The organism is Mesorhizobium sp. M0587 (assembly GCF_040320945.1).
Classification (GTDB): Bacteria; Pseudomonadota; Alphaproteobacteria; order Rhizobiales; family Rhizobiaceae; genus Mesorhizobium.
In genome coordinates this window covers 211,786-234,557 of sequence record NZ_JAMYQP010000006.1, presented here as the reverse complement: position 1 = coordinate 234,557, position 22,772 = coordinate 211,786, and the positions used below count along the sequence as shown (strand labels likewise).

Annotated in this window: 24 protein-coding genes and 1 tRNA gene; 17 read left to right on the top strand and 8 right to left on the bottom strand. The window is 62.8% G+C overall.

What is annotated here, in order from left to right:
- The first annotated feature begins 2 nt into the window (after positions 1-2).
- The 4 genes from NKI49_RS08355 to NKI49_RS08340 all read left to right on the top strand — a co-directional run bounded on the left by NKI49_RS08355 (position 3) and on the right by NKI49_RS08340 (position 2,708).
- Positions 3-1,256, top strand: a complete 1,254-nt coding sequence (locus NKI49_RS08355; protein WP_352598967.1) for a pilus assembly protein TadG-related protein — start codon at positions 3-5, stop codon at positions 1,254-1,256.
- A 21-nt stretch (positions 1,257-1,277) separates the two neighbouring features.
- Complete coding sequence (locus NKI49_RS08350) at positions 1,278-1,703, top strand: TadE/TadG family type IV pilus assembly protein (RefSeq protein ID WP_352598969.1); 426 nt, start codon at positions 1,278-1,280, stop codon at positions 1,701-1,703.
- A gap of 139 nt (positions 1,704-1,842) precedes the next feature.
- Entirely contained in the window at positions 1,843-2,184 is a 342-nt protein-coding gene (locus NKI49_RS08345) for a TadE/TadG family type IV pilus assembly protein (protein WP_502899478.1), read from the top strand.
- Between the two features lie 212 nt (positions 2,185-2,396).
- On the top strand, positions 2,397-2,708 hold the full coding sequence (locus NKI49_RS08340) for a hypothetical protein (RefSeq protein ID WP_352598971.1): 312 nt from the start codon (positions 2,397-2,399) through the stop codon (positions 2,706-2,708).
- Positions 2,709-3,053: 345 nt separating this feature from the next.
- Here the strand turns inward: NKI49_RS08340 and NKI49_RS08335 are convergent.
- The 3 genes from NKI49_RS08335 to phaC form a co-directional block, all read right to left on the bottom strand.
- Positions 3,054-3,128, bottom strand: a tRNA-Glu gene (locus tag NKI49_RS08335).
- A gap of 685 nt (positions 3,129-3,813) precedes the next feature.
- Positions 3,814-5,061, bottom strand: a complete 1,248-nt coding sequence (locus tag NKI49_RS08330) for a D-Ala-D-Ala carboxypeptidase family metallohydrolase (RefSeq protein WP_352598973.1) — start codon at positions 5,059-5,061, stop codon at positions 3,814-3,816.
- A 216-nt stretch (positions 5,062-5,277) separates the two neighbouring features.
- Positions 5,278-7,113: a class I poly(R)-hydroxyalkanoic acid synthase gene (gene phaC / locus NKI49_RS08325; RefSeq protein ID WP_352598975.1), complete on the bottom strand. Its 1,836-nt coding sequence runs from the start codon at positions 7,111-7,113 to the stop codon at positions 5,278-5,280.
- A 98-nt stretch (positions 7,114-7,211) separates the two neighbouring features.
- Here phaC and NKI49_RS08320 point away from each other — a divergent pair, with 98 nt between their 5' ends.
- The 8 genes from NKI49_RS08320 (at position 7,212) to recJ (ending at position 14,353) form a co-directional block, all read left to right on the top strand.
- Entirely contained in the window at positions 7,212-7,604 is a 393-nt protein-coding gene (locus tag NKI49_RS08320) for a hypothetical protein (protein ID WP_352598977.1), read from the top strand.
- A 59-nt stretch (positions 7,605-7,663) separates the two neighbouring features.
- Positions 7,664-8,881 (top strand): LL-diaminopimelate aminotransferase, encoded by a 1,218-nt coding sequence (locus tag NKI49_RS08315; protein ID WP_352598979.1) that lies wholly within the window; start codon positions 7,664-7,666, stop codon positions 8,879-8,881.
- 48 nt (positions 8,882-8,929) lie between these two features.
- Positions 8,930-10,243, top strand: coding sequence for a homoserine dehydrogenase (locus tag NKI49_RS08310; RefSeq protein ID WP_352598981.1), 1,314 nt, complete (start codon positions 8,930-8,932; stop codon positions 10,241-10,243).
- 118 nt (positions 10,244-10,361) lie between these two features.
- A complete protein-coding gene (locus tag NKI49_RS08305; RefSeq protein ID WP_352598983.1) occupies positions 10,362-10,718 on the top strand; it encodes a hypothetical protein in 357 nt (118 codons plus the stop codon).
- A gap of 73 nt (positions 10,719-10,791) precedes the next feature.
- Positions 10,792-10,959: a Thivi_2564 family membrane protein gene (locus tag NKI49_RS08300; protein ID WP_352598985.1), complete on the top strand. Its 168-nt coding sequence runs from the start codon at positions 10,792-10,794 to the stop codon at positions 10,957-10,959.
- 202 nt (positions 10,960-11,161) lie between these two features.
- On the top strand, positions 11,162-12,145 hold the full coding sequence (gene glpX / locus NKI49_RS08295) for a class II fructose-bisphosphatase (RefSeq protein ID WP_352598987.1): 984 nt from the start codon (positions 11,162-11,164) through the stop codon (positions 12,143-12,145).
- A gap of 74 nt (positions 12,146-12,219) precedes the next feature.
- Positions 12,220-12,447 (top strand): DUF6434 domain-containing protein, encoded by a 228-nt coding sequence (locus tag NKI49_RS08290; RefSeq protein WP_352598989.1) that lies wholly within the window; start codon positions 12,220-12,222, stop codon positions 12,445-12,447.
- Between the two features lie 124 nt (positions 12,448-12,571).
- Complete coding sequence (gene recJ / locus NKI49_RS08285; protein WP_352598991.1) at positions 12,572-14,353, top strand: single-stranded-DNA-specific exonuclease RecJ; 1,782 nt, start codon at positions 12,572-12,574, stop codon at positions 14,351-14,353.
- 9 nt (positions 14,354-14,362) lie between these two features.
- Here recJ and NKI49_RS08280 read toward each other — a convergent pair whose 3' ends face one another.
- From NKI49_RS08280 to folE, 4 genes are all read right to left on the bottom strand, one after another.
- The gene (locus NKI49_RS08280) at positions 14,363-14,929 is read right to left on the bottom strand and encodes a dihydrofolate reductase family protein (RefSeq protein ID WP_352598993.1); all 567 of its coding nucleotides are present in this window, start codon (positions 14,927-14,929) and stop codon (positions 14,363-14,365) included.
- 151 nt (positions 14,930-15,080) lie between these two features.
- On the bottom strand, positions 15,081-16,055 hold the full coding sequence (locus NKI49_RS08275; RefSeq protein WP_352598995.1) for a patatin family protein: 975 nt from the start codon (positions 16,053-16,055) through the stop codon (positions 15,081-15,083).
- Positions 16,056-16,136: 81 nt separating this feature from the next.
- Positions 16,137-16,598: a phosphoribosyl-AMP cyclohydrolase gene (gene hisI, locus NKI49_RS08270; protein ID WP_352598997.1), complete on the bottom strand. Its 462-nt coding sequence runs from the start codon at positions 16,596-16,598 to the stop codon at positions 16,137-16,139.
- A 59-nt stretch (positions 16,599-16,657) separates the two neighbouring features.
- Positions 16,658-17,293 (bottom strand): GTP cyclohydrolase I FolE, encoded by a 636-nt coding sequence (gene folE / locus NKI49_RS08265; protein ID WP_352598999.1) that lies wholly within the window; start codon positions 17,291-17,293, stop codon positions 16,658-16,660.
- Between the two features lie 239 nt (positions 17,294-17,532).
- Between folE and NKI49_RS08260 the strand changes: the two genes are divergently transcribed.
- Entirely contained in the window at positions 17,533-17,979 is a 447-nt protein-coding gene (locus NKI49_RS08260) for an iron-sulfur cluster assembly scaffold protein (protein ID WP_352599001.1), read from the top strand.
- On the opposite strand, the gene NKI49_RS08255 is transcribed toward NKI49_RS08260, so the two are convergent.
- On the bottom strand, positions 17,976-18,899 hold the full coding sequence (locus NKI49_RS08255) for a LysR substrate-binding domain-containing protein (RefSeq protein ID WP_352599004.1): 924 nt from the start codon (positions 18,897-18,899) through the stop codon (positions 17,976-17,978). The genes NKI49_RS08260 and NKI49_RS08255 overlap by 4 nt on opposite strands.
- A 91-nt stretch (positions 18,900-18,990) precedes the next feature.
- On the opposite strand from NKI49_RS08255, the gene NKI49_RS08250 reads away from it, so the two are divergent.
- From NKI49_RS08250 to thrS, 4 genes are all read left to right on the top strand, one after another.
- Complete coding sequence (locus NKI49_RS08250; protein ID WP_352599006.1) at positions 18,991-19,149, top strand: hypothetical protein; 159 nt, start codon at positions 18,991-18,993, stop codon at positions 19,147-19,149.
- Positions 19,150-19,216: 67 nt separating this feature from the next.
- The gene (gene yidD / locus NKI49_RS08245) at positions 19,217-19,591 is read left to right on the top strand and encodes a membrane protein insertion efficiency factor YidD (RefSeq protein WP_352599008.1); all 375 of its coding nucleotides are present in this window, start codon (positions 19,217-19,219) and stop codon (positions 19,589-19,591) included.
- Between the two features lie 148 nt (positions 19,592-19,739).
- The gene (blaOXA, locus tag NKI49_RS08240; RefSeq protein WP_352599010.1) at positions 19,740-20,561 is read left to right on the top strand and encodes a class D beta-lactamase; all 822 of its coding nucleotides are present in this window, start codon (positions 19,740-19,742) and stop codon (positions 20,559-20,561) included.
- 181 nt (positions 20,562-20,742) lie between these two features.
- Entirely contained in the window at positions 20,743-22,719 is a 1,977-nt protein-coding gene (thrS, locus tag NKI49_RS08235) for a threonine--tRNA ligase (protein WP_352599012.1), read from the top strand.
- Positions 22,720-22,772: the final 53 nt, after the last annotated feature.

Genomic DNA, 22,772 nt, shown 5'->3' with positions numbered 1-22,772 from the left:
TCATGGCCTTCAGTTGCTTCACGCGAATTCGACGCATAGCGCACGGTATGTGCCGGGGCACAACCGCAAACGTTGCCACCATTTTCGCCCTGACCTTGCCGATCGTTGTCGGCGCGGCGGGCTTCGGTGTGGAGACCTCCTACTGGTATTACAACAGCCTGAAACTTCAGGCGACAGCCGATGCTGCGGCCTATGCCGGCGCGCTCGAACAGATCTCAGGTTCCGATAAGCCGACGATCGTCGCTGCCGCGAACCAGTCGGCCGCGACCAATGGCCTTGGCGCAGGCACGATCGTCGTCAATACACCGCCGACGTCGGGGCCGAATACGGCGAAGAAGGCAGTCGAGGTCATCGTCGGCCAGAATCTCGACCGGATGTTCACCTCTATCTTCACGCAGAGCCAGGTACCCGAACAGGCGAGGGCGGTGGCCCTCATCACCGATGCCTCGAAGGCCTGCATGCTCGCGCTCGATCCATCCGCCTCGCAGGCGGTGCTGTTTTCGGGCAACACCACAGTGAAGGTCACAGGCTGCTCGGTGATGTCCAATTCCATCGCTTCGGATGCAATCAAGCTTCAAGGCTCGGCTGGGCTCCAGGCCGATTGCCTGATAACGGCGGGGGGCGTCTCTCTCAGCAATCCCGTCACAACCGTCTGCGCGGCGCCGATCACCCAGGCCCTGCCTGCCGCCGATCCGTTCTCCAGCCTGCCGGCGCCGGCGCCCACCAACCCGTGCAGGAATGTCAACGGCGGCAAAACCACGCAAACACTCCAGGCCGGCACATACTGCAGCGGCATGAACCTCAACGGCAATGTCGCGCTTTCTTCAGGGACCTATGTCGTCCAGGGAAATTTGAAGATCAACGCCGGCGCGGTCATCACCTGCGCCGCACCCTGCACCGACGGCGTTACCATCTATATGGCCGGCAGTTCGACAGTGAGCATGAACGGCAACGCCACCGTGAACCTGAGCGCGCCGACCGCAGGCACCTATTCCGGTGTGCTGTTTTATGGCGACAGGACGGGGGCTGCGGCGCAGAGCACCTTCAACGGCACGGCGGACTCGCTGCTGACGGGCGCGCTTTATTTCCCCAAGCAGCAGGTCAACTATCTCGGCAATTTCTCGGGCCAGAACGGCTGCACCCAGGTCGTGGCTGACCTGATTCAGTGGTCCGGGAATTCGACCATCAACCAGGATTGCACGAGCCTCGGAATGCGGGACATTCCGGCCACGCAATCCGTAGCGCTGGTCGAGTAGCCTGCCGTGGAACGCCCATCGGTGCCGATTCTGAGCGACGATGCGGGTGTCGCGGCGGTCGAGTTCGCCCTGGTGCTCCCCATCCTATGCCTGGCGCTGCTTGGCATCGTCGACGGGTGGTCCTATGTGACGAGTTCACTGTCGATGCGCGCCGGTGTGAAGACCGCCGCGAACCTGATCATGGCAGGATCGACCGATGACACGGCGACCACGGCCGTCGCCATTTCGACCTGGGAAAAGCGCCCAGCGGATGGCCAGGTCACGTTAAGCCGGGTTTACATGTGCGGAACGACCGTGGTCGACGCTTCCACCTTGTGCGGTGGGTCGAAGCCGTCGGCGATCTATGTCCAGATCCAGGCATCGGCCACGTGGGAGCCGCCCTTTACCTTCGGTGTCTTTGCCGACTCCAGGGCCGTCGGCCACCTGGAGGTGATCCGTGTCCGCTAGATCGATTTGTCGTTTCGCGCAGAACCGCCCCATCCCTCTGTTTTCAGGCAAGTCCGGACGAAAATCCGTTTCCTGGAATTGCTCCGGGGCAATCGCGTTCAGGCGGGACCGTTCAGGCGGGGCCGGGCTGGAATTCGCGTTGATCGCGCCTTTCCTCATGATGCTGCTGTTCGGGATCTTCGCTTTCGGTTGGGCGATGCATTCCGTGTCCACCGTCCGCTATACGCTGGAGACATCATCACGCTCGCTTCAACTCCACAACACGCTGAGCCAGGCCGACATCCAATCGATCGCCACGCAGAAATTGCAGGCTTTGGGTCTGCAGGATGTGAACGTCACGATCGCCATCGATCCGGCGAGCGGCGGCTTTCGCATGGCGCATCTGACGGCTACCTATGCCCTCGTCGTCAACTTTCCCTACTTCAGCGCTTTGCCGATCAACTACGCGACCACCGTGGCCGTGCCGCTGGTCGGCAGTTAGGCCGTGGTTCGCTTTCGGTTGCCGTCCATCGAAAGCAGGTAGTCGCCTCCCAGCCATACGTGGGGGGCAACGACGCCTTATATTAGCAATACACGATATATTAACGGCTCTGACGCAGCCTTCCACACCACGAAGACAGAAGAACACCTCCTCATCGACGTTCCAAATGCGCGCTGGAGCGCGGGGACGCTCGACCAATGCGGAGCAAACGCATGATTGTCGGAGCAGCTCTCGAACAATTGCTACGGTTGATTCATCGCCGAGCCATGAAATTGGCGGCACTGCCGGAGGATGAAAGGGATTCGCATTACGATCTCATCCGCCTGTCATGTTGCGCGGCCGCGGAGCACATTGGGCAAAGTCCCGATGTGGCGGCCATCACGGCAAACGACATGGTTGAATTTGTTCGGGCACTGGTCGGAATCATCGAGGTGGGCTGTGCATCGGACCATGGGCGAGGCGTCGAACGACCACCATCGGCACGACATTTTGGTAGCCGGGAGAACGGCACTACGCGCATTTAGGCACGGGCACGCCGGCTCACGGCGGCGAATTTATTATTGGCCAGCCTGAATGACGATCGTCGTAACGAACTCTCTCGCCTCAACTCGCTTTGGGCAATGATCGGGACTATCCGGCCACGCTGCCCCAGCGCATTCTCCTTTAGACGCCGCAACCGTTTCGCCGGGCTGTACGCTCGCGGCCTGGCTGGTGCCGGACGATGAAAGGAGAACCGTCTGAGTGATGAGAGCCGAGGAGGCGGCAACTTGTATCAGAACGGCGGCAAAAGCGATCTTTTTGAGCATGCGAACAAACGCACCGAGCTGCCGCTTGTTCCCCCGCCTGCCTCATCGGTGACTTGAAATGTCTGGTACGCCCAAGGGGAATCGAACCCCTGTTACCGCCGTGAAAGGGCGGTGTCCTGACCGCTAGACGATGGGCGCGCTCAGATGAAAGCGGCTTATACTGGCGTTGCGTGCAACCGGCAACCCGTCAGGTGCCGCCTTGGACAACTTTTTTCCAGGCTGTCAAAGCCGTGATTTCCAGAGCTCTGGAAGTCTTGATATGCCGGCAAGACGCCGCATCGCTTCGTCATCAACTCGCTGGTGAAACGGGGCCTTGGCCGGACTTGTGCTCAAGGTGATGCGGCCGAGATCGTTGGTGACGCCGATATGACAGTGCCGCGTTTCCGACTCGCGCGCATGTAGACACAGCCGGTCATGCCTCAACCATAACGGGCGATCGGAGCGCCGACTATCCTCATCCGCTGCATTTCTCGGCAGGCGTCGCGGCATGGATCCTAGGGTCTGCGCCGCGTCGCTGCACTCCTTGCTCCGCCCTAGGATGACGACGAAGGGTATGGAGGGGCCGGAGGCTAATCGTGGGCGTTGGAAGTTTGGCGTCGGTGGAGTTGGGTATCAATGGTCGTCGGCAAGCTTCGAGATTAGCCGAAACATCTCTCCCGTCGTCATCCACGGGCGGAGCAAGGAGCGTAGCGACGCGGCGCAGACCCGAGGATCCATGCCGCGACTTCAAAGCGCTGCTCCGGTGCGGGTTTCCGTTTCGCTGCGATTTTCGACGGCTATCACGGCATGGGGCCCAGCCTCTTTGCGACGGAGCTTCGCAGTGCTAGCCGTCGCTACCGCCGCTGCGGCGACGGCAGCGCCAGTTCCAGTCGCGTTCGGGGCCGACGTCGACGTGGACGGATTCGGTGTGGCAGTAGGTGCCGACGCCACCGCGGCCGGGCATGGTCCTGATGTAGCTCGCCAGTTCCCATTTGGTGACGCCGGGCACCTGGATGTCGGCGGCGGCACAGTACATGTGCAGCGAATTCTTGGCGCCGTTGGCGCGGCGGTTGCGGGCAGGGTCGCGATAGCCCGAGGTGACCATCATCTTGCGGCCGTAGTGGCCCTCGATGGTCTTCAGCACGCGGACCAGCGACGGCTTGAGGCAGGCGACGTCGACGCTTTCGTTCTGCTTGAGCAGGCCGTTGGGCGCCAGGCGGGCCATGCCGGCGGCGGACGCGACCTGATAGGAGCCGCCGATCGGCCCCTCGTCCTCGTTGAGGTCAACGTCGCTTTCGTCGTCGAGGCCGGATTTGCGCTTGATCTCGAACAGGGCCGTCTGGCGGACGCCGGGCAGGGCATCGCCGCCGGTGATGTGGCCGGTTTCGCCGCCGAGCGAGGCGAGTTGCACAGGCTTTGCCGCGGAATCGGCCGAAGCAAGCGTGATGATCGGCTTTGCCGCCGGCGCCGGGCTGGCCTGCGCGACGGTGGGTTGTTCACCCGACCTGGTGTTTACGAGCGGTGCGGGCTTCGCCGAGGCCGGCGTGGCGCCAAACATCGAGGCCAGGAACCCTTTTTTCTTCTCGATCGGCGCCGGTTCGCCCGCGGTCACATAGACCGGATTGTTCATCGCGGGCGTCGCCGCCGGCTTCGGCGCGGTCACACTGGCATCGGCCGCGGCGACTTTTTGCGCGGCCGCATCGGTCGGCTGCGCCGCCTCTGCCTGCTGCTGCAGCGACTGCGGCGTTTGGCCGACGATCGCTTCGGCGCCTGCCGGGGCAGTGAGCGGAAAGGCGGCTCCGGGCTTGGTCATCGGCAGATAGGCGACCTTCTCGGGGAGTGCCGTGTCGCTCTCGCTCATCACGGTCGTCTGCTCGGTCGCCACCTGCGATGTCGAATCGGCGACGGCAACTGACTTGCCGGACGAGGCGGCATTGATGTCCGACGTGGAAGCATTGTAGCCCGGCATTCCAACCGACATGGTCGGGTCGCCGGCAGAGGTGCAGGAAGCCAGGAGCACGGAGCAGAGCGCTGCCACGATGACGCGGCGTTCTCCCTTTGCGAGGCTCCATCCTGCTGATTTCAAAGTCAAATTCCCCCTCGATGTCCGGTCGGTATATCCTTGGCGCGGCACTGATGCGTCGCTGTCCAAGGTGACTTTGTCTCCGATCCGGAAACGAGACCTGTGTCAAATCCGCAAGCTTGAAAGTATTTTTGCAGGAATCGCCGAATTGAGGCCGCTTGATGATTGACGGCACCATTTCGCCCTCTTTTGCCGGCCCGTCAACTCACCAGACATTACAGTCGGTTACACACGCACCTTGACATAGGTGCCGGGAGCATCGCCCAAGGTTTTCATATGCTTGCCGGGTTTACGGGCGGGCACGCGGGTGTCGTCCTTGGCTTCTATCCAGCTCTGCCAGTGCGGCCACCAGGATCCGGGATGATCGGTGGCGCTGGCTAGCCACTGGTTGAAATCGCCTGTCGGCGCGCCGCCGGTCCAGTACTGATATTTGTTGGATGCTGGCGGGTTGACGACGCCGGCGATATGGCCCGATCCCGCCATCACATATTCGACCTGGCCGCCGAAATATTTCGAGCCGAGGAATACCGAAAGCGCCGGCGCGATGTGATCCTCCCTGGAGGCGAGGTTGTAGACCGGGATGGTGACATCCCTGAGCGAGACCGTGTGACCGGCGAGTTCCATCGTGCCGCGCGACAGATTGTTCTCGAGATAGCAGTTGCGTAGGTAGAACGAATGATTGGCCGCCGCCATGCGGGTGGAATCCGCGTTCCAGTAGAGCAGGTCGAAGGGCAGGGGATCCTTGCCGCGCATGTAGTTGTTGACGACATAGGGCCAGATCAGGTCGCCGGAGCGCAGCATGTTGAAGGCGGTGGCCATCTTGGTGCCTTCGAGATAGCCCTTTTCGCTCATCGATTTTTCGACCGCCGCGACCTGCTCCTCGTCGACGAAGACTTTCAGGTCGCCGGCATGGGTGAAGTCGACCTGAGTGGTGAAGAAGGTCGCCGATTTGATGCGGTCGTCGCCTTCCCTGGCCATCAGCGCCAGCGCCGCCGCCAACAGCGTGCCGCCGACGCAATAGCCGATCGCGTTGACCTCTTTTTCGCCGGTGGCCTTCTCGATCGTGTCGAGGCCGTATTGCAGGCCCTCCCTGATATAGGCTTCCCAACTCTTGGCGCCGTGGCGTTCGTCCGGATTGATCCAGGAGATGACGAAGACGGTGTGGCCTTGCTCGATCGCCCAGCGGATGAAGGATTTCTGCGGGTTCAGATCGAGGATATAGAACTTGTTGATCCATGGCGGGCAGATCAGCAGCGGCCGTTTAAGCACCGTCTCGGTCGCGGGATCATATTGGATGATCTCGGCGACATCGCTGCGGCCGACCACCTTGCCGGGCGTCGTGGCGATGTTCCTGCCGATTTCGAAGGGCGAATAGTCGGCCTGGCGCAGTTTCAGGTCGCCCTTGCCGGCGGCGATGTCCTCGGCCAGCATCTTCATGCCGCGTACCAGGTTTTCGCCATTGGAGGCGATGGTTTCCCGGAACAATTCGGGATTGGTCAGGATGAAATTCGACGGCGAGATGGCGTTGGACACCTGCTTGACGTAGAAGCTCGCCTTGTGACGGGTGTGCTCGTCCAGACCTTCGGCGTGCTCGACCAGTTCGGCCGCCCAGCGCGAGGTGACGAGATAGGCTTGCTTGAGGAAATCGAAAAAGGCGTTGCGGCCCCATTCCGGATCCTGGAAGCGCTTGTCGCCGCGCTCGGGCTTGACCGCGTCGTCGGTGCCCTCGGCGCTCGGGCTTACGCGCTGGATAGCGTTCGCCCACACGGTCATATAGCCGCCGAACAGCCGTGTCTGCGCTTCGAGCGCGCGCTGCGGATCGGCGAGCCAGTATTCGCTGAGCTTGGAAAACGTCTTGACCATGTCGACGACCGGTTCGGCGACGTGGTCGCGCACCTCGCCCTTTTCGCGCGGCTCGGCCCAGGCCGAAGCCGCCTTGCCGGCCTGCTCGATCATGCGCGCCATGTTCAGCGCGAAACGTTCCGGATCCTTCACCAGATATTGCTCGACGGTCGAAGGCTCGTCATCTTCCGCTTTGCCCGAATCGGGTGTTTTGGACATGGTTCGCGGGGTTCCTCCCGAAGCGTTTTCTTGACATATTAGCATGGGACATCCGACAGGGTCCAATCTCGCTCTACCCCGGCTGCCAAGGAAACAATATGACGATTAACATTGGCGAGACTGTTTTTTTTGGCGCCGGACGCTTTTGCCGCGCCGGTGCGGCGATCTTCGTCCTGGGCGTTGCCGGGTGCGCGAGCGCGAACACCAGCGGTCCCACGCCTGTCGCGACGGATGCCGGTCCGAAAGACACCGGCACCTTTCCCAACCTGAACATCAAGCCGCAAGTGGCGGCACCGCAGTTCACCGAGGCCGAGAAGAACGCCAAGCTCGCCCAATTGAAGGCGGACGAGAACGCACAGGCGGGCAGGGGCGGTGGCGCCGGCGTCACCGACCAGGCGGCTTTGACGGCTCTGGCCAAGAAGCATGGCGATGAAACGCTGAAGCAGATCGAAGGCAAATGCGACCCCGCCCTCGACCCTACCTGCAAATGAGTATATAGCGCGCGCCCAACGCCCTTGATGTCCGGGGCCCTTCGATGTCTGGAACTGCCATGGAAGAATTTCACAAGGTTCGCCGGCTTCCGCCTTATGTCTTCGAGCAGGTCAACCGGCTCAAGGCCAGCGCCCGTTCACGCGGCGCCGACATCATCGACCTCGGCATGGGCAATCCGGACCTGCCGACGCCCAAGGCCATCGTCGACAAACTGTGCGAGGTCGTGCGCGATCCGCGCACGCATCGCTATTCCTCGTCGCGCGGCATACCGGGCCTGCGCCGCGCCCAGGCCGCCTACTATAGCAGGCGCTTTGGCGTGAAGCTCAACCCCGACACGCAAGTGGTCGCCACGCTTGGTTCGAAGGAAGGTTTCGCCAACATGGCGCAGGCGATCACCGCGCCCGGCGACGTGATCCTTTGCCCCAATCCGACCTATCCGATCCATGCCTTCGGCTTCATCATGTCGGGCGGTGTCATCCGTTCGCTGCAGGTGGAACCCGATGATGGCTTCATCCCGGCGGTCGAGCGTGGCATCCGCCACTCGATCCCGAAGCCGCTGGCGCTGATCCTCAACTACCCGTCGAACCCGACGGCGCTGGTCGCCTCGCTCGATTTCTACAAGGACGTGGTGGCGTTCGCCAAGAAGAACGACATCATCATCCTGTCCGATCTTGCCTATTCGGAGATCTATTTCGACGGCAATCCGCCGCCCTCGGTGCTGCAGGTGCCCGGCGCCATCGACGTCTGCGTCGAGTTCACCTCCATGTCGAAGACCTTCTCCATGCCCGGCTGGCGCATGGGCTTTGCCGTCGGCAACGAGCGGCTGATCTCGGCGCTGACCCGGGTGAAATCCTATCTCGACTACGGGGCCTTCACGCCGATCCAGGTGGCCGCGGCACACGCGCTCAATGGCGACGGCGCCGATATCGCCGAGGTGCGCGATATCTATCACAAGCGCCGCGACGTGATGGTCGACGCCTTCGGCCGCGCCGGCTGGGCCATTCCGGCACCCGCGGCCTCGATGTTCGCGTGGGCGCCGATCCCGGAGCCGTTCCGGCATCTCGGCTCGCTCGAATTCTCCAAGCTGCTGATCGAGCACGCCGATGTGGCGGTGGCGCCCGGCGTCGGCTTCGGCGAGCATGGCGACGACTTCGTGCGCGTCGCGCTGGTCGAGAACGAGCACCGGATCCGGCAGGCGGCGCGCAACATCAAGCGCTTCCTGTCGACCAGCGCCAAGCAGCCCAACAATGTGGTGCCGCTTTCCGCTCACCGGTAAGCCTGCCCCTATACAATTTCGATCGATTTTTGAGGGATTTCGCCGGCTATGGCTGAAGCACTGCGTGTTGGAATTGCCGGTCTCGGCACCGTCGGTGCGTCGGTGGCGCGCGTGCTGCGCGACAAGGCGGCCGAACTGACCCGGCAGTGCGGGCGCGACATCGTCGTATCCGCTGTTTCGGCGCGCGACCGGAAGCGCGATCGTGGCGTCGATCTCGCTTCCGCAAAATGGTTCGACGATCCGGTCGAGATGGCGCAGACAGCCGCTATCGACGTGTTCGTCGAACTGATCGGCGGTGACGAGGGAGCGGCGCGGTCATCGGTGAAGGCGGCGCTCGAAGCCGGCCGCCATGTCGTCACCGCCAACAAGGCGCTGCTGGCCAGGCACGGTGTGGCGCTGGCCGAGGTCGCCGAGAAGAAGGGCGTGCTGCTCAACTACGAGGCGGCGGTGGCGGGCGGCATACCCGTCATCAAGACGATGCGCGAAGCGATGGCCGGCAATTCGGTCACCAGGGTGTTCGGCATTCTCAACGGCACCTGCAACTACATCCTGACCCGCATGGAGGCCGAGGGCATCTCGTTCGATGCCTGTCTGAAGGACGCTCAGCGTTTGGGCTACGCCGAGGCCGATCCGACCTTCGACATCGAGGGCCACGACACCGCGCACAAGCTGTCGATCCTGACCAGCCTCGCCTTCGGAACGAAGATCGCGGCCAACGACATCTATATGGAAGGCATTTCCAACATCAGCCAGGCCGATATCCGTGCGGCCGGCGATCTCGGCTACCGGATCAAGCTGCTTGGCGTCGCCCAGCGCACCGACAGCGGCATCGAGCAGCGCGTCCATCCGACCATGGTGCCTACGGCCTCGGTGATCGCGCAGGTGCATGGCGTCACCAATGCGGTGGCGATCGAGACCGACATTCTTGGCGAGCTGCTGCTCTCCGGCCCCGGCGCCGGCGGCAATGCCACCGCATCGGCCGTCATTGGCGACATCGCCGACATCGCCAAGAGCCGCCCCGGCTTTCAGCACGGCCCGGTCTTCGGCCGGCCGGCGAAGGAACTGAAGCCCTACAAGAAGGCGCAGATGCGTAGCCATGCAGGCGGCTACTTCATCCGGCTGACCGTGCATGATCGCATCGGCGTGTTCGCGGCAATCGCCAAGCGGATGGCCGACAACGACATTTCGCTGGAATCGATCGTCCAGCATGCTGTCAGCGGAGAGGCGGCGGCACAGAAGACCGTGATCCTGGTGACCCACGAGACCACCGAGGCCGCCGTGCGCAAGGCGGTGGACGGCATCACCAAGGACGGTCACCTGACCGACAAGCCACAGGTCATCCGCATCGAGCGGGCAGGGTAAGGAACCGCGCCACGCGCTTGGTTGCACGAGCAATTCCGGTCGGTGTGGCAGGGGGGATCGCCGGAACCAATCCTTGCCGGCGCCGTTTTCCTGAGGTCTGAAACCGAAGGGATATCCAATGGCCGAAGCATCGAAATCCGACAACCCGCAGCTCGGCGATATCCAGGCAGCGTTGGAAAAACAGATCGCCGATTTGCGCAAGGAGATCACCAGGATCAACAAGAGCATTTCGGCGCGGAGTGCGGAAATGGCCGACGACGCCTCCGAGCAGGCTTCGGATTTCTACGAAACAGCGGCAGGCCGTGCTTCGCGAACCGCACGGCAGTTGCGCACGCAGGCGCAGTCGGTTTCGGAGGTCGCACGCGAAAATCCTGGCACGACGACCGCTGTGGTCGGCGTTGTCGGCTTGCTTGGCTTTCTGGCCGGGCTCGCCATTGGCCAATCGATGAACGACGCGCCGCGGCGGTGGTACTGATCACGCCGCGACAGAGCCGATCTTGCCGGCTCGTCCCGTCGTTTTCAGCAGATCCTTTGCCAGGGAGGGCACAGTGGCTTCATCGGTGTTGATAGGCGTCCTGATCACATTCCTCGTGGTCGTTCTCGTCCTCTATCTGGTTCAGCGCCTGCCGCTCGACGGCAGGACGCGGCAGATCGTCCAGATCGTCGTCATCATCATCGGCATCGTTTCGCTGCTTAGATATCTCGCGGTTTTCTGACGCGAAGGACGCCCATTCTCATTTTTAAACCACGCGCGGCTCTTTCCGGCCGGGTCTGCGCTGCGCTCACGAATCGGGTTTAATCGATTGATATTGCTAGCCTTTCAATAAAACCATCGGCAGGTCTTGCCGTTATCATGCTCGTTTGACAAAACAAATGCGCCTCCGGCGGGAGGCCGCGTATGAACGAGGATTTGCCGAAATGAATGTGGCCCAGAACATTGTCGCCGGCCTGGACCGGATACTCACCATGGAACTGGTGCGCGTCACCGAACGGGCCGCTGTCGCGGCCGCCAGGCTGCGTGGCCGCGGCGACGAGAAGGCGGCCGACCAGGCCGCCGTCGACGCCATGCGGCAGGAACTCAACCGGCTCGCCATCAAGGGCACGGTGGTGATCGGCGAGGGCGAGCGGGACGAGGCGCCGATGCTTTATATCGGCGAGGAAGTCGGCTCCGGCAAAGGTCCCGCCGTCGACATCGCGCTCGATCCGCTCGAGGGCACGACGATCTGCGCCAAGAACCTGCCCAATGCCCTCGCTGTCGTCGCGATCGCCGAAAAGGGCAGCCTGCTGTTCGCGCCCGACGTCTACATGGACAAGATCGCCATCGGGCCGGGCTATGCCGAAGGCGTCATCGACATCGACGCCGCGCCGGCGGAGAACATCGCCAGTCTCGCCCGGGCCAAGGGCGTTGCGGTCTCGGACATCACGGCGTGCATCCTCGACCGGCCACGCCACGCCAAGCTGATCGACGCCGTGCGCGCCACCGGCGCCGCGATCAGGCTGATCGGCGATGGCGACGTCGCCGGCGTCATCCACACCACCGATCCCGAGGAAACCGGCATCGACATCTATCTCGGCACCGGTGGCGCGCCGGAAGGCGTGCTGGCCGCGGCGGCACTGCGCTGCACCGGCGGCCAAATGCAGGGCCGGCTGATCCTGGACACGCCGGAAAAGGTCGCGCGTGCCGCCAAGATGGGCATCTCCGACCCGAGACGGATCTACCATGCGGAAGACATGGCGCGTGGCGACGTGCTGTTCGCGGCCACCGGCGTCACCGACGGCAACATGCTGGCCGGGGTGAAGTTTGGCCACACCTACATCACCACGCACACGATCGTGCTGCGCTCGTCGTCGCGGACCGTGCGCGAAATCAAGGCGCGACACCAGGATCTGGATAAGTTCTGACGTTCGCTTGCGAAGCCGCCTTACAGTTGTTAGCCATTTGGCGCGCACCCTGAGGCAGGCGCAAGGATTTGACAATGAAAGCGTTCGACTGGCACGCGCACCCGATCTCGCGCGCCACCGTCATCACGACGTCCTATCGAAACACCCAGAATGTGCGCCGATTTCTCGCCAGGGAATGCGGCGCGGCGTTCAGGTTCGACCGGCCGTTCATGGCCTGGCTTAAGGACGGCGCGGACAAGACCATGGGCGATGCGGCCGACGAATGGCTACGGCGCCAGGCCGAAAAGCGTAGTTCTCCTTGAGTTCTCCCGAGACGGCGCACCACGGCAAGCCGCTTGGCTTTGCCCGCCTTTGGCCTATCCTGCGGGAGGGGCAAGGCTTGGATCGGCAAGGCCTGGATCGGCAAGGCTTGGGTGGGCAAGGCGCATGATGGGCGAAAAACGCCTTTTCCTCGATGTCAGGCAGTCGGCCACCGGTCTCTCCTGGGAGCACCGGCTGAGCGAGCGGCAGGACATGATCGCGCTCGCCATCGCGCAGGGCCACGGCGTGCCGGATATCGTCGCGCGCGTTCTTGCCGGGCGCGGCGTCACCGCCGAGCAGACCGAACGGTTTCTTGACCCGACGATCCGCAACCTGTTGCCCGATCCGGCATCGCTGACCGACATGGACAGAGCGGCGGCTCGCATCGCGGCTGCGGTGATGGCCAGGGAGAAGGTGGCAATCTTCGGCGACTACGATGTCGACGGTGCCGCCTCGTCGGCCCTGCTGAAGCGGTTCCTCGCGCATTTCTCCATACCGTCGGAAATCTACATCCCCGACCGAATTTTCGAGGGCTATGGTCCCAATCCGGAGGCCATGCGCGAACTCGTCTCGCGCGGTGCGACGCTGATCGTTACCGTCGATTGCGGCACCAACAGCGCGGCTTCCATCGATGCCGCCAACGCGGCCGGCGCCGATGTCGTGGTGCTCGATCATCATCAGGTCGGCGGTCCCCTGCCGGCGGCAATCGCCGTCGTCAATCCGAACCGCGACGACGATCTTTCCGGACAGGGTCATCTCTGCGCGGCCGGCGTTGTCTTCCTCGCCCTGGTGCAGACGGCGAAGGTGCTGCGCGGCCTGACCGACGCCACGCCGCCCGATCTGCTTTCGCTGCTCGATCTGGTCGCGCTTGCCACCGTCTGCGACGTGGTGCCGCTCACCGGCGTCAACCGCGCATTCGTGGTCAAGGGACTGCAAGTGGCACGCCAGCAGAAGAATGAAGGGCTGGCCGCGCTGGCGCGCGTCTCGCGAATCGGCGAGCCGATAGGGACCTTCCACCTGGCCTATCTGATCGGACCGCGCATCAATGCCGGCGGGCGCATCGGCGATGCGGCACTCGGCAGCCGGCTGCTTGCCACGGACGATCCGGTCGAGGCGCTGACCGTCGCCGAGACGCTCGACCGGCTCAACCAGGAGCGGCAGCTGATGGAGCAGGAGATGCTGGCCGCGGCGCGCGCCGAGGCAGATGCCGAGCTTGCCGGCGGCAACGGTCCGGCCATCGTCGTCACCGCCAGCACCAGCTGGCATCCCGGCATCGTCGGCCTGCTCGCCTCGAGGCTCAAGGATCACGCGCGGCGGCCGGCTTTCGCCATCGCTTTCAACGCCAACGGCACGGGCACCGGTTCGGGCCGCTCGGTGTCGGGTTTCGATCTCGGCCGGCTGGTGCGCGAAGCCGCCACCGCCGGGCTGATCGTCAAGGGTGGTGGCCATGGCATGGCGGCCGGCATCACCGTGGAGCGCGCGAGGCTCGGCGAACTCAGGGCGTTTTTCGAGGAACGGGCGGCGGCCGACGTGTTTCGATTGCAAGGCGAGGAAAGCCTGGCGATCGACGGCGCACTTGCGGCGGAAGGTGCGACGCTGGCTTTGCTGGATGCGCTGGAAAGGGCCGGGCCATTCGGCGCCGGGCACGTCGCGCCGGTCTTCGCGCTGCCGCGTCACCGGCTGGCCGACGCCCGGCCGGTCGGCACCAATCACATACGCGCCGACCTGCAGTCGGAAAGCGGCGGCCGCATCCAGGCGATCGCCTTTCGCGCCGTCGATACCGCGCTTGGCGAGTTTCTGTTCAAGAACCGAGGCAAGACCGTGCATGTCGCCGGTTCGCTATCGGGCAACTACTGGAACGGCAGCCGTACGGTGCAGTTTCGCATCATCGATGCGGCGCGGGCGTAGCGGCGGCGCCTATCCATCGCCGCTGGCAGGTGCATAGCGCAGCAGCGTCACCCCTTGAGTGAGGCTTTCCGCGCCAAGCGGCTGCAATCTCAGTGACAGGCCGGACTGGAAATACGGCTTGCCACCGCCAAGCACGACCGGATGCATGTAGAGCCGGTATTCATCGATGAGACCGGCCCGCGCCAGACAGGCGGCAAGATCGGCGCCGCCGAGGATTATGAGGCCATCCGTCTCCGCCTTGAGAGATCTTGCCGTGGCTATGGCATCGTCATTCACCAGCCGGGCATTGTGCCCGACTTGCCGAAGCGTGGTCGAGAAGACCACCTTCGGCGTCTCTCGCCATGCATGGGCAAAATCCCGCTCGACCTCCGCGGCGCCGGTCTCGCGATCCGGACTGTCCCAGAAGCGCATCACCTCGTACATCCGGCGTCCGGCGAGGACCACCGAGGCCTGCCTCATCATGTCGTTGAAGTGCTGGTGCAACTCTGCCTCGGGCACCGGGAGGGCAATATCCCCGTCCGGCCCGGCGATGTAGCCGTCCAAGGACGTCAGCATGGAATAGACAATTTTGGCCATCGACGCCTCCGTTCCATCCCGTACAGTCGATCACGACCAATTGCATTTTGCAATCAGTTTATCGGAAGGCGACTGGAATTTGAGACGATACCTCGTGGGGCATGGTTGCGTATGTGACGGAACCTGGATTCCTCTCGGGGTACGGAGAAGCCTAGGCCAGGACGGTCTGCAGCCGGGTCAATTCGCCGATCTGAGCCATCGTCGCCTGATAGCCGAGACGGATCGCTTCGTCGGCGCGGTGGAACTCGGTCAGTCCGATATGGCTGAGCTTCGGCTGCAGCGACATGTCGGGTGGATCCCCGGCCAGCCTGGCGCGCGAGATGCGGTCCTGGATGATGTTGAAGGCCTCGACCATGACCCCTGTGATGCCGAGCCGCGTCTGGTACACATGGCGCTCGGCGTCGGCCTGGCCGGGTCTCGGCGCATCCTTTTCGACGAACAGTTCGCCGGCGCTATGCTTGATGACGGCGGCGCGGCCGAACAGGTCGTAATGAAGATTGACCGCCACGACCAGCGGCTGCTCGTAGGCGCGGCAGACTGAAACCGGTACCGGATTGACAAGCGCTCCGTCGACCAGCACGCGGCCGTTGCAATTCACCGGCTCGAACACGCCGGGCAGCGCATAGGAAGCGCGCATGGCCGTGATCAGGGAGCCGCTCGACAGCCAGATTTCATGGCCGGTGCGGATTTCCGAGGTGACGGCGACGAATGGCTTGGGCAGGTCCTCGAAACGGATGCCGGCTATATGCTCACGCAGACGGGCATCCAGCTTCATGCCGCCAAACAGGCCGCTGCCGCGCAGATTGAGATCGAGCAGGCCGAAGATGCGCCGCCTGGTCAGGCTGCGGGCGAACTCTTCAAGTTCATCCAGTTTGCCGGCAAGATAACAGCCGCCGACCAGCGCGCCGATCGAAGTGCCGGCGATCATCGAGACCTCGATGCCGGCTTCATCGAGCGCGCGCAGCACGCCGATATGGGCCCAGCCTCTGGCGCAACCACCGCCCAAGGCAAGCGAAATACCTGTTTTCTTCGGAGCGTTGGTTTCGGACGTGCCGCCGGGCGAGGACAGGCCGTTGGCCTCCCTGACATCTGGTCTGTTACGCAATGACGCCCACTCGAGCATCATGATCTCCCTTGTCCCACGGCAAATCTACAGGCGGGCCGTATCGAAATGGTGAATCTGTGTGGTTGGTGTCGGGCAGAAGGTTCAAGCTGGTGACTTCCGATACGTGTTTTCCGCATCGAACAGCGGCTTGCTGCCGTCGTCGGCAAGCGTCGCCTTGCCATCGACCAGCCCCACCGTCCGGTAAAAACAAGAACGCCGGCCGGTGTGACAAGTTGCGTCGTGGCCCAACACTTCGACGCGCAACCATATGGCGTCCTGGTCACAATCCGTGAGCATCTCGACGACGTTCTGAAGGTTGCCGGAGGTTTCGCCCTTCTTCCAAAGCGCGTTGCGCGAGCGCGACCAGTAGTGGGCGATGCCCGTCTCCAGCGTCAGTGCCAGCGCCTGCGCATTCATGTGCGCGACCATCAGAAGCATGCCGTCCCGGGCATCGCTAACGACGACGGTAACCAGGCCCGCGGCGTCGAAGCGCGGCGAAAACACCGCGCCTTCTTCCAGGGCCTTCTTGTCCGACGGAGCTTTGGGAAATTCCACTGCCGACATCGCCGCTCTATTTTTCTTGCTTGACCATATCTTGGCCCGGCGATTTCGGCGAGGGGGGCTTACACCCCGCCGCCGCGCACCATGGTGACGAAACGAACCTGCTCTTCAGGCGTGTCCTTGAAAACGCCGGTGAAGGTGGAGGTGAGCGTGGTGGAACCCTGCTTGCGGATGCCGCGCATGGCCATGCACATGTGCTCGGCCTCGATCATGACTGCGACGCCGCGAGGATTGAGCACATCCTGGATGACGCCGGCGATCTGCGCGGTCAAGGCCTCCTGAGTCTGCAGGCGGTGGGCAAAGATATCGACCACGCGCGCGATCTTGGACAGGCCGACGACCTTGCCGTCCGGCAGATAGCCGACATGCGCCTTGCCGATGATCGGCACCATATGATGCTCGCAATGCGAGTGGAACTGGATATCCTTGACGATGACAAGGTCGTCATAGCCGGCGACCTCCTCGAAGGTGCGGCCGAGTTCTTCGGCCGGGCACATGTCGTAGCCGCCGAACATTTCGCGGAAGGCCTTGGCCACGCGCTTTGGCGTGTCGATCAGCCCCTCACGGTCCGGATTGTCGCCTGTCCAGCGCAACAATGTGCGCACCGCTGTTTCGACTTCGGCTTCGCTGGGCCGGTCGGTGACCGGTTTTTCCATGTAGGCGGACTGGGGCATGAATTTCTTGATGACGGCATCCATAAAGGCGTCTCCCGTAGTTCCTCTCTCAGGAGGAACGAGTTGAACGGACCACGACCTTTCGGTTTCGGAAACTCACTCTGTTTCCAGTCCCGTAAGCGGCGTGAACTTTCCGGCAAGGACGCTGGCTTTCTTCGCCTTGTCGATACCGATCTGCCACCATTATATAAGGTCATGGCGAGCGAAAGGAAGACGCGGCAGCGGCAATCGCTGTTCGCTTGGCGGCGACGGATTGGAAAAATATGATCAACGACGTCTACAATGCGAAAATTCTGGGTTTTGCCGGAAACATCGCGCGCATCGGCCGGCTCGACCATCCCGACGCGACCGCGAAGGCGCATTCCAAACTATGCGGCTCGACCGTTACAGTCGACCTCAAGATGCAGGACGGCGTGGTCACCGATTTCGCCCATGACGTGAAGGCGTGCGCGCTTGGCCAGGCGTCGTCCTCGATCATGGCGCAGCATGTCGTCGGCGCGAGCGCCGAGGAATTGCGCGCGGTGCGCGACACCATGCTGAAGATGCTGAAGGAAAACGGCGCGCCGCCGGAAGGCCGCTTCGGCGACCTGAAATATCTCGAGCCGGTGCGCGACTACAAGGCGCGCCATGCCTCGACTATGTTGACCTTCGACGCCGTCGTCGACGCCGTCGGCCAGATCGAGAAAAAACGCGCCGAAAAGGCCGCCTAGGCCAGTTCTCCCAAACTCCGCGCCCGTCTTGTTTCGGCGAATTCGCTTCTCACCCAGTCGGCGAACGCCGCAGCCGGCTCCGAGAGATCGCGCAAGCTCCTCGCCACCAGCCAGTAGGCGCCGGATGCGACATCGATGTCGAACGGCTTGATCAGCGCGCCCGATGCGAGTTCTTCGCCGATCTGCAGGAGATCGCCAAGCGCCACGCCATGCCCGAGCAGGGCGGCTTGCTTCGAAAGCGATGCGTCCGCCAGCATCGGGCCGCGCGCGGGCACGGCATCGGCGGGAACGCCGGCCGCTTCGAACCAGCGCGCCCAGCCTTGACGGTTTTCCTCGTGCAGAAGCGTGTAGCGGCCGAGATCGATCGGATTCTCAAGGGCGGGGCCGAAATTTAGCAGCGCCGGCGACAGAACCGGTGAATCCACTGTCGAGGCAAGCCGCTCGGCGTCGCTGCGCGGCCATGAGGTGGTATGGGCGCTGAAGCGTAAGGCAAGTTCGGGCTGATCGCCGCGAAACTCGATCAGCCTCGGATCGACGTCGAGGGAGACGTCGATATCGGGCCGCAATTCGCGAAACCGATTGAGGCGAGGCACCAACCACACGGACGCAAGTGATGGCTCGACACTGACGCGAACCACGGATTGCGCTGGCACCGCGGCCAACTCCGAAAGCAGCCTGTCGATATCGTCGAAACTCCTGACCAATGGGGCGAGCAGTCGGCGGCCTGCATCCGTCAGTTCGACGCGGCGATGGTGACGTTCGAACAAGGGTTGGCGCAGCAACGTTTCGAGCTCGCGGATTTGCCGGCTGATCGCCGCCTGCGAGACGAAAAGCTCTTCGGCGGCCCTGCTGAAACTCAGATGCCGGCCGGCTGCTTCGAAGCTTCTCAATGCCGTCAGTGGCAATCGTCCACGCTTCATTCGCATAACCCAGGATTATCCGAAGCGGAAATTATACTCGTTTGAAGGCGAAGGCCAGCGGCGGTCTTATCGCGTCGAAGGAGACACGACCATGATCCAGATCCTGGGCATCTTTGGCGACGTCCTGCGGATAGCAACGTTCCAATGGCGTGACGAAAGACACAATGCAAAGCGGTGCGAAGAGCTGGCTTCTCCTTTCCCCGGGAACGATCCGGTTCGCTGGCTGCCGTTTCGCCGTTCTCGACCATAAGAGCGGGGATTGCGTTCTCCCGTGGAAGCTCACATCTATGCCTGGGATACGCGATACGGAGAAGGATGTGGGCCAGCAGCAGGGGCATGCGCATAGCGCCGGGCCGCCGAAGCGCGGCCGCAACTGGCCGGGCCCGTGGCGCAAGACGCCCGGGCGCCTCTTCGGCACGTCGCTTGTGCGCTTATACCAGCTGACGCTCTCCGGCTTCGTCGGCAATTCTTGCCGGCATTTGCCGACCTGTTCGGAATACGCGCATGAGGCGATCGCCCGGCATGGCCTGTGGGCAGGCGGCTGGATGGGGCTTTTCCGGGTGCTGCGCTGCGGGCCTTTCGGCACGCACGGTATCGACCTTGTGCCGGAAGTGCTGGCGGATCGTTATGTCTGGTTCATGCCCTGGCGGTACTGGCGGATCGGTGAAAAGCGCGGCGAAGCGCAAAGCTGATCGAACCATCCCAGCCGGCGTGGGCGCGCCGGTTTACGATCTGGTAGGGTTAACGCAAGCCTGCACAAAGACTGCGCATTTGAGACAAAATCGAGACAAGAGACCTCGCTAAGCCGTTCGCGACCCCCCGTTCTGGAGCGAGCAGAAAATGCGTAACGTCGACCGTCTTCCCTTCATCCTTGCCGGCATCCTGTTCCTGCTTGCCTGGCTTCTGGGATTTCCAATGCGCGCGCAATCGGCGCCGCTCGGGGATGTGCAGTGCACGCTGATTGCCGATGCGGCGAGCGGCAAGACGCTCTACCAGGAGGGGATCTGCGACCAGAGGTTCAGTCCAGCCTCGACGTTCAAGGTGCCGCTGTCGCTGATCGGCTACGACGCTGGAATCCTGAGCGACGCACATACGCCGACATGGGACTACAAGCCCGAATTCAAAGCGGTGAAACGAGATCGGAAGGCCGTCGATCCGACGATCTGGGAGAAGGATTCGATCCTCTGGTACTCGCGTGAAATCACCCGCAGGCTTGGGGCGGAGAACTTTGCCTCCTATGTCTCGAAATTCGGCTACGGCAACGCCGATGTTTCCGGCAATCCTGGCAAAGATGACGGCCTGACCCGCTCCTGGGTGAATTCTTCGCTCGAGATAACGCCTGTCGAGCAGGTCGACTTCCTGCGCAAGCTGTTGGCGCGCAAGCTGCCGGTCTCGGCCAGGGCCTATGAGATGACCAGCGCCATCATCCCGACCTTCCAGGCCGGCGACTGGACCGTGCAAGGCAAGACAGGCAGCACCAGGCTCGGCAACGAAGCCGATAAGGACAAGCGCTCGCTCGGCTGGTTCGTCGGCTGGGCGAAGAAGGATGGCCGCCAGATCGTTTTTGCGCGCCTGATTGTCGACGCCATTCCCACCGACATGCCCAAGGGTCCGAAGACCAGGGCGGCGTTCCTGAAGGATCTGCCGTTGCTCATCAAATGAATGGTTGATATCGGCGCCAGCCTTTACTGCGGCGGGATCTGCTCATAAAAGACAGCCCGCCGCCGGACGCATCCGGCATTACTCATGCATGTCATAAACCCCAAAACCGCGGGACGGTTTTTGGGTTACGATATGCAGTTAACCACCCGCGCTCGTTTGCGGGACTGGATAGGAGATACCCGTGCTGAATTCCGTTTCCCTGACATTTCCTGATGGCTCCGTCCGCGATTACGACGCGGCGATGACTGGCGCTGGCCTTGCCGAATCGATCTCGAAGTCGTTGGCCAAGAAGGCCGTTGCCTACGCCATCGACGGCACCGTGCGCGACCTCAGCGACCCGCTCGGCAAGTCCGGCAAGATCGAGATCATCACCCGCGACGATGCGCGTGCGCTGGAGCTCATCCGCCATGACGCCGCACATGTGCTGGCGGAAGCCGTCCAGGAATTGTGGCCGGGGACGCAGGTGACCATCGGACCGGTGATCGAGAACGGATTCTATTACGATTTCGCCCGCAACGAGCCGTTCACGCCGGACGATTTTCCGGTGATCGAGAAGAAGATGCGCGAGATCATCGCGCGAAACAAGCCGTTCACCAAGGACGTCTGGTCGCGCGACAAGGCGAAAAAGGTGTTTGCCGACAAGGGCGAGCGCTACAAGCTGGAGCTGATCGACGCCATTCCCGAGGATCAGGACCTCAAGATTTACGCGCAGGGCGACTGGTTCGACCTCTGTCGCGGTCCGCATATGGCCTCTACCGGCCAGATCGGCAATGCCTTCAAGCTGATGAAGGTGGCCGGCGCCTACTGGCGCGGCGACTCGAACAACCCGATGCTGACGCGCATCTATGGCACGGCCTGGGCCGACCAGGCGCAGCTCGACGCCTACCAGACGATGCTGGAAGAAGCCGAGAAGCGCGACCACAGGAAACTCGGCCGCGAGATGGACCTGTTCCATTTCCAGGAAGAAGGACCAGGCGTCGTCTTCTGGCACGCCAAGGGCTGGAAGATGTTCCAGAACCTGGTCAACTACATGCGACGCCGCCTCGACGAGCAGGGCTACCAGGAAGTCAACGCACCGCAGGTGCTCGACAAGAGCCTGTGGGAAACGTCAGGTCATTGGGGCTGGTATCGCGACGCCATGTTCAAGGTGACCGTCGCCGGCGACGAGACCGACGACGATCGCGTGTTCGCGCTGAAGCCGATGAACTGCCCGGGTCACGTGCAGATCTTCAAGCATGGGCTGAAATCCTATCGCGATCTGCCGGTAAAACTTGCGGAATTCGGCAATGTGCATCGCTACGAGCCGTCGGGCGCGCTGCACGGGCTGATGCGCGTGCGCGGCTTCACGCAGGACGACGCCCACATCTTCTGTACCGAGGAGCAACTGGCCTCGGAATGCCTGCGCATCAACGACCTGATCCTGTCGACCTATGCCGATTTCGGTTTCGACGAGATCAGCGTCAAGCTGTCGACGCGGCCCGAAAAACGCGTTGGTACCGACGAGGCGTGGGACCATGCCGAAGCGATCATGGGCAGCGTGCTGGAAACGATCAGGACGCGGTCCGGCAACCGGATCAAGACCTCGATCAACCCGGGCGAGGGCGCCTTCTACGGGCCGAAATTCGAATATGTGCTGAAGGATGCGATCGGCCGCGAATGGCAGTGCGGTACGACGCAGGTCGACTTCAACCTGCCGGAACGCTTTGGCGCCTTCTATATCGGCTCTGATTCCGAGAAGAAGCAGCCGGTCATGGTGCATCGCGCCATTTGCGGCTCGATGGAGCGTTTCCTGGGCATCCTGATCGAAAACTATTCCGGCCATTTCCCGCTGTGGTTCACGCCGCTGCAGGTCGTGGTGGCGACGATCACATCGGATGCCGACGATTATGTGACCGAGGTGGTGGCAAAGCTCAAGGCCGCCGGGCTCCTGGCGGAAGCGGATCTGCGCAACGAGAAGATCAACTACAAGGTCCGCGAACACTCGCTGGCCAAGGTTCCTGTCATTCTCGTCTGCGGCAAGCGCGAGGCTGAGGAGCAGACGGTCAACATGCGTCGCCTGGGCTCGCGCGACCAGGAATCGCTTGGTCTCGCCGAGGCCATCGCGAAATTGACCGAGGAGGCGATCACGCCTGATCGCCGGCGCAAGCGCGCTGCCTGACTGAACGGTATTTTGTACCCCCCAATGGCGGCGGAGCAATCCACCGCCATTTT

Bases quoted from the DNA above. Each gene is read 5' to 3' on its own strand.
- blaOXA (WP_352599010.1), top strand. From the start codon at position 19,740: ATGCGTAACGTCGACCGTCTTCCCTTCATCCTTGCCGGCATCCTGTTC.
- NKI49_RS08290 (WP_352598989.1), top strand. From the start codon at position 12,220: ATGAAAGCGTTCGACTGGCACGCGCACCCGATCTCGCGCGCCACCGTC.
- NKI49_RS08315 (WP_352598979.1), top strand. From the start codon at position 7,664: ATGGAAGAATTTCACAAGGTTCGCCGGCTTCCGCCTTATGTCTTCGAG.
- hisI (WP_352598997.1), bottom strand. From the start codon at position 16,598: ATGTCGGCAGTGGAATTTCCCAAAGCTCCGTCGGACAAGAAGGCCCTG.
- NKI49_RS08305 (WP_352598983.1), top strand. From the start codon at position 10,362: ATGGCCGAAGCATCGAAATCCGACAACCCGCAGCTCGGCGATATCCAG.
- NKI49_RS08250 (WP_352599006.1), top strand. From the start codon at position 18,991: ATGATCCAGATCCTGGGCATCTTTGGCGACGTCCTGCGGATAGCAACG.
- NKI49_RS08275 (WP_352598995.1), bottom strand. From the start codon at position 16,055: ATGATGCTCGAGTGGGCGTCATTGCGTAACAGACCAGATGTCAGGGAG.
- glpX (WP_352598987.1), top strand. From the start codon at position 11,162: ATGAATGTGGCCCAGAACATTGTCGCCGGCCTGGACCGGATACTCACC.
- NKI49_RS08355 (WP_352598967.1), top strand. From the start codon at position 3: ATGGCCTTCAGTTGCTTCACGCGAATTCGACGCATAGCGCACGGTATG.
- recJ (WP_352598991.1), top strand. From the start codon at position 12,572: ATGATGGGCGAAAAACGCCTTTTCCTCGATGTCAGGCAGTCGGCCACC.
- NKI49_RS08310 (WP_352598981.1), top strand. From the start codon at position 8,930: ATGGCTGAAGCACTGCGTGTTGGAATTGCCGGTCTCGGCACCGTCGGT.
- folE (WP_352598999.1), bottom strand. From the start codon at position 17,293: ATGGATGCCGTCATCAAGAAATTCATGCCCCAGTCCGCCTACATGGAA.
- NKI49_RS08320 (WP_352598977.1), top strand. From the start codon at position 7,212: ATGACGATTAACATTGGCGAGACTGTTTTTTTTGGCGCCGGACGCTTT.
- NKI49_RS08260 (WP_352599001.1), top strand. From the start codon at position 17,533: ATGATCAACGACGTCTACAATGCGAAAATTCTGGGTTTTGCCGGAAAC.
- phaC (WP_352598975.1), bottom strand. From the start codon at position 7,113: ATGTCCAAAACACCCGATTCGGGCAAAGCGGAAGATGACGAGCCTTCG.
- NKI49_RS08340 (WP_352598971.1), top strand. From the start codon at position 2,397: ATGATTGTCGGAGCAGCTCTCGAACAATTGCTACGGTTGATTCATCGC.
- NKI49_RS08280 (WP_352598993.1), bottom strand. From the start codon at position 14,929: ATGGCCAAAATTGTCTATTCCATGCTGACGTCCTTGGACGGCTACATC.
- NKI49_RS08255 (WP_352599004.1), bottom strand. From the start codon at position 18,899: ATGAAGCGTGGACGATTGCCACTGACGGCATTGAGAAGCTTCGAAGCA.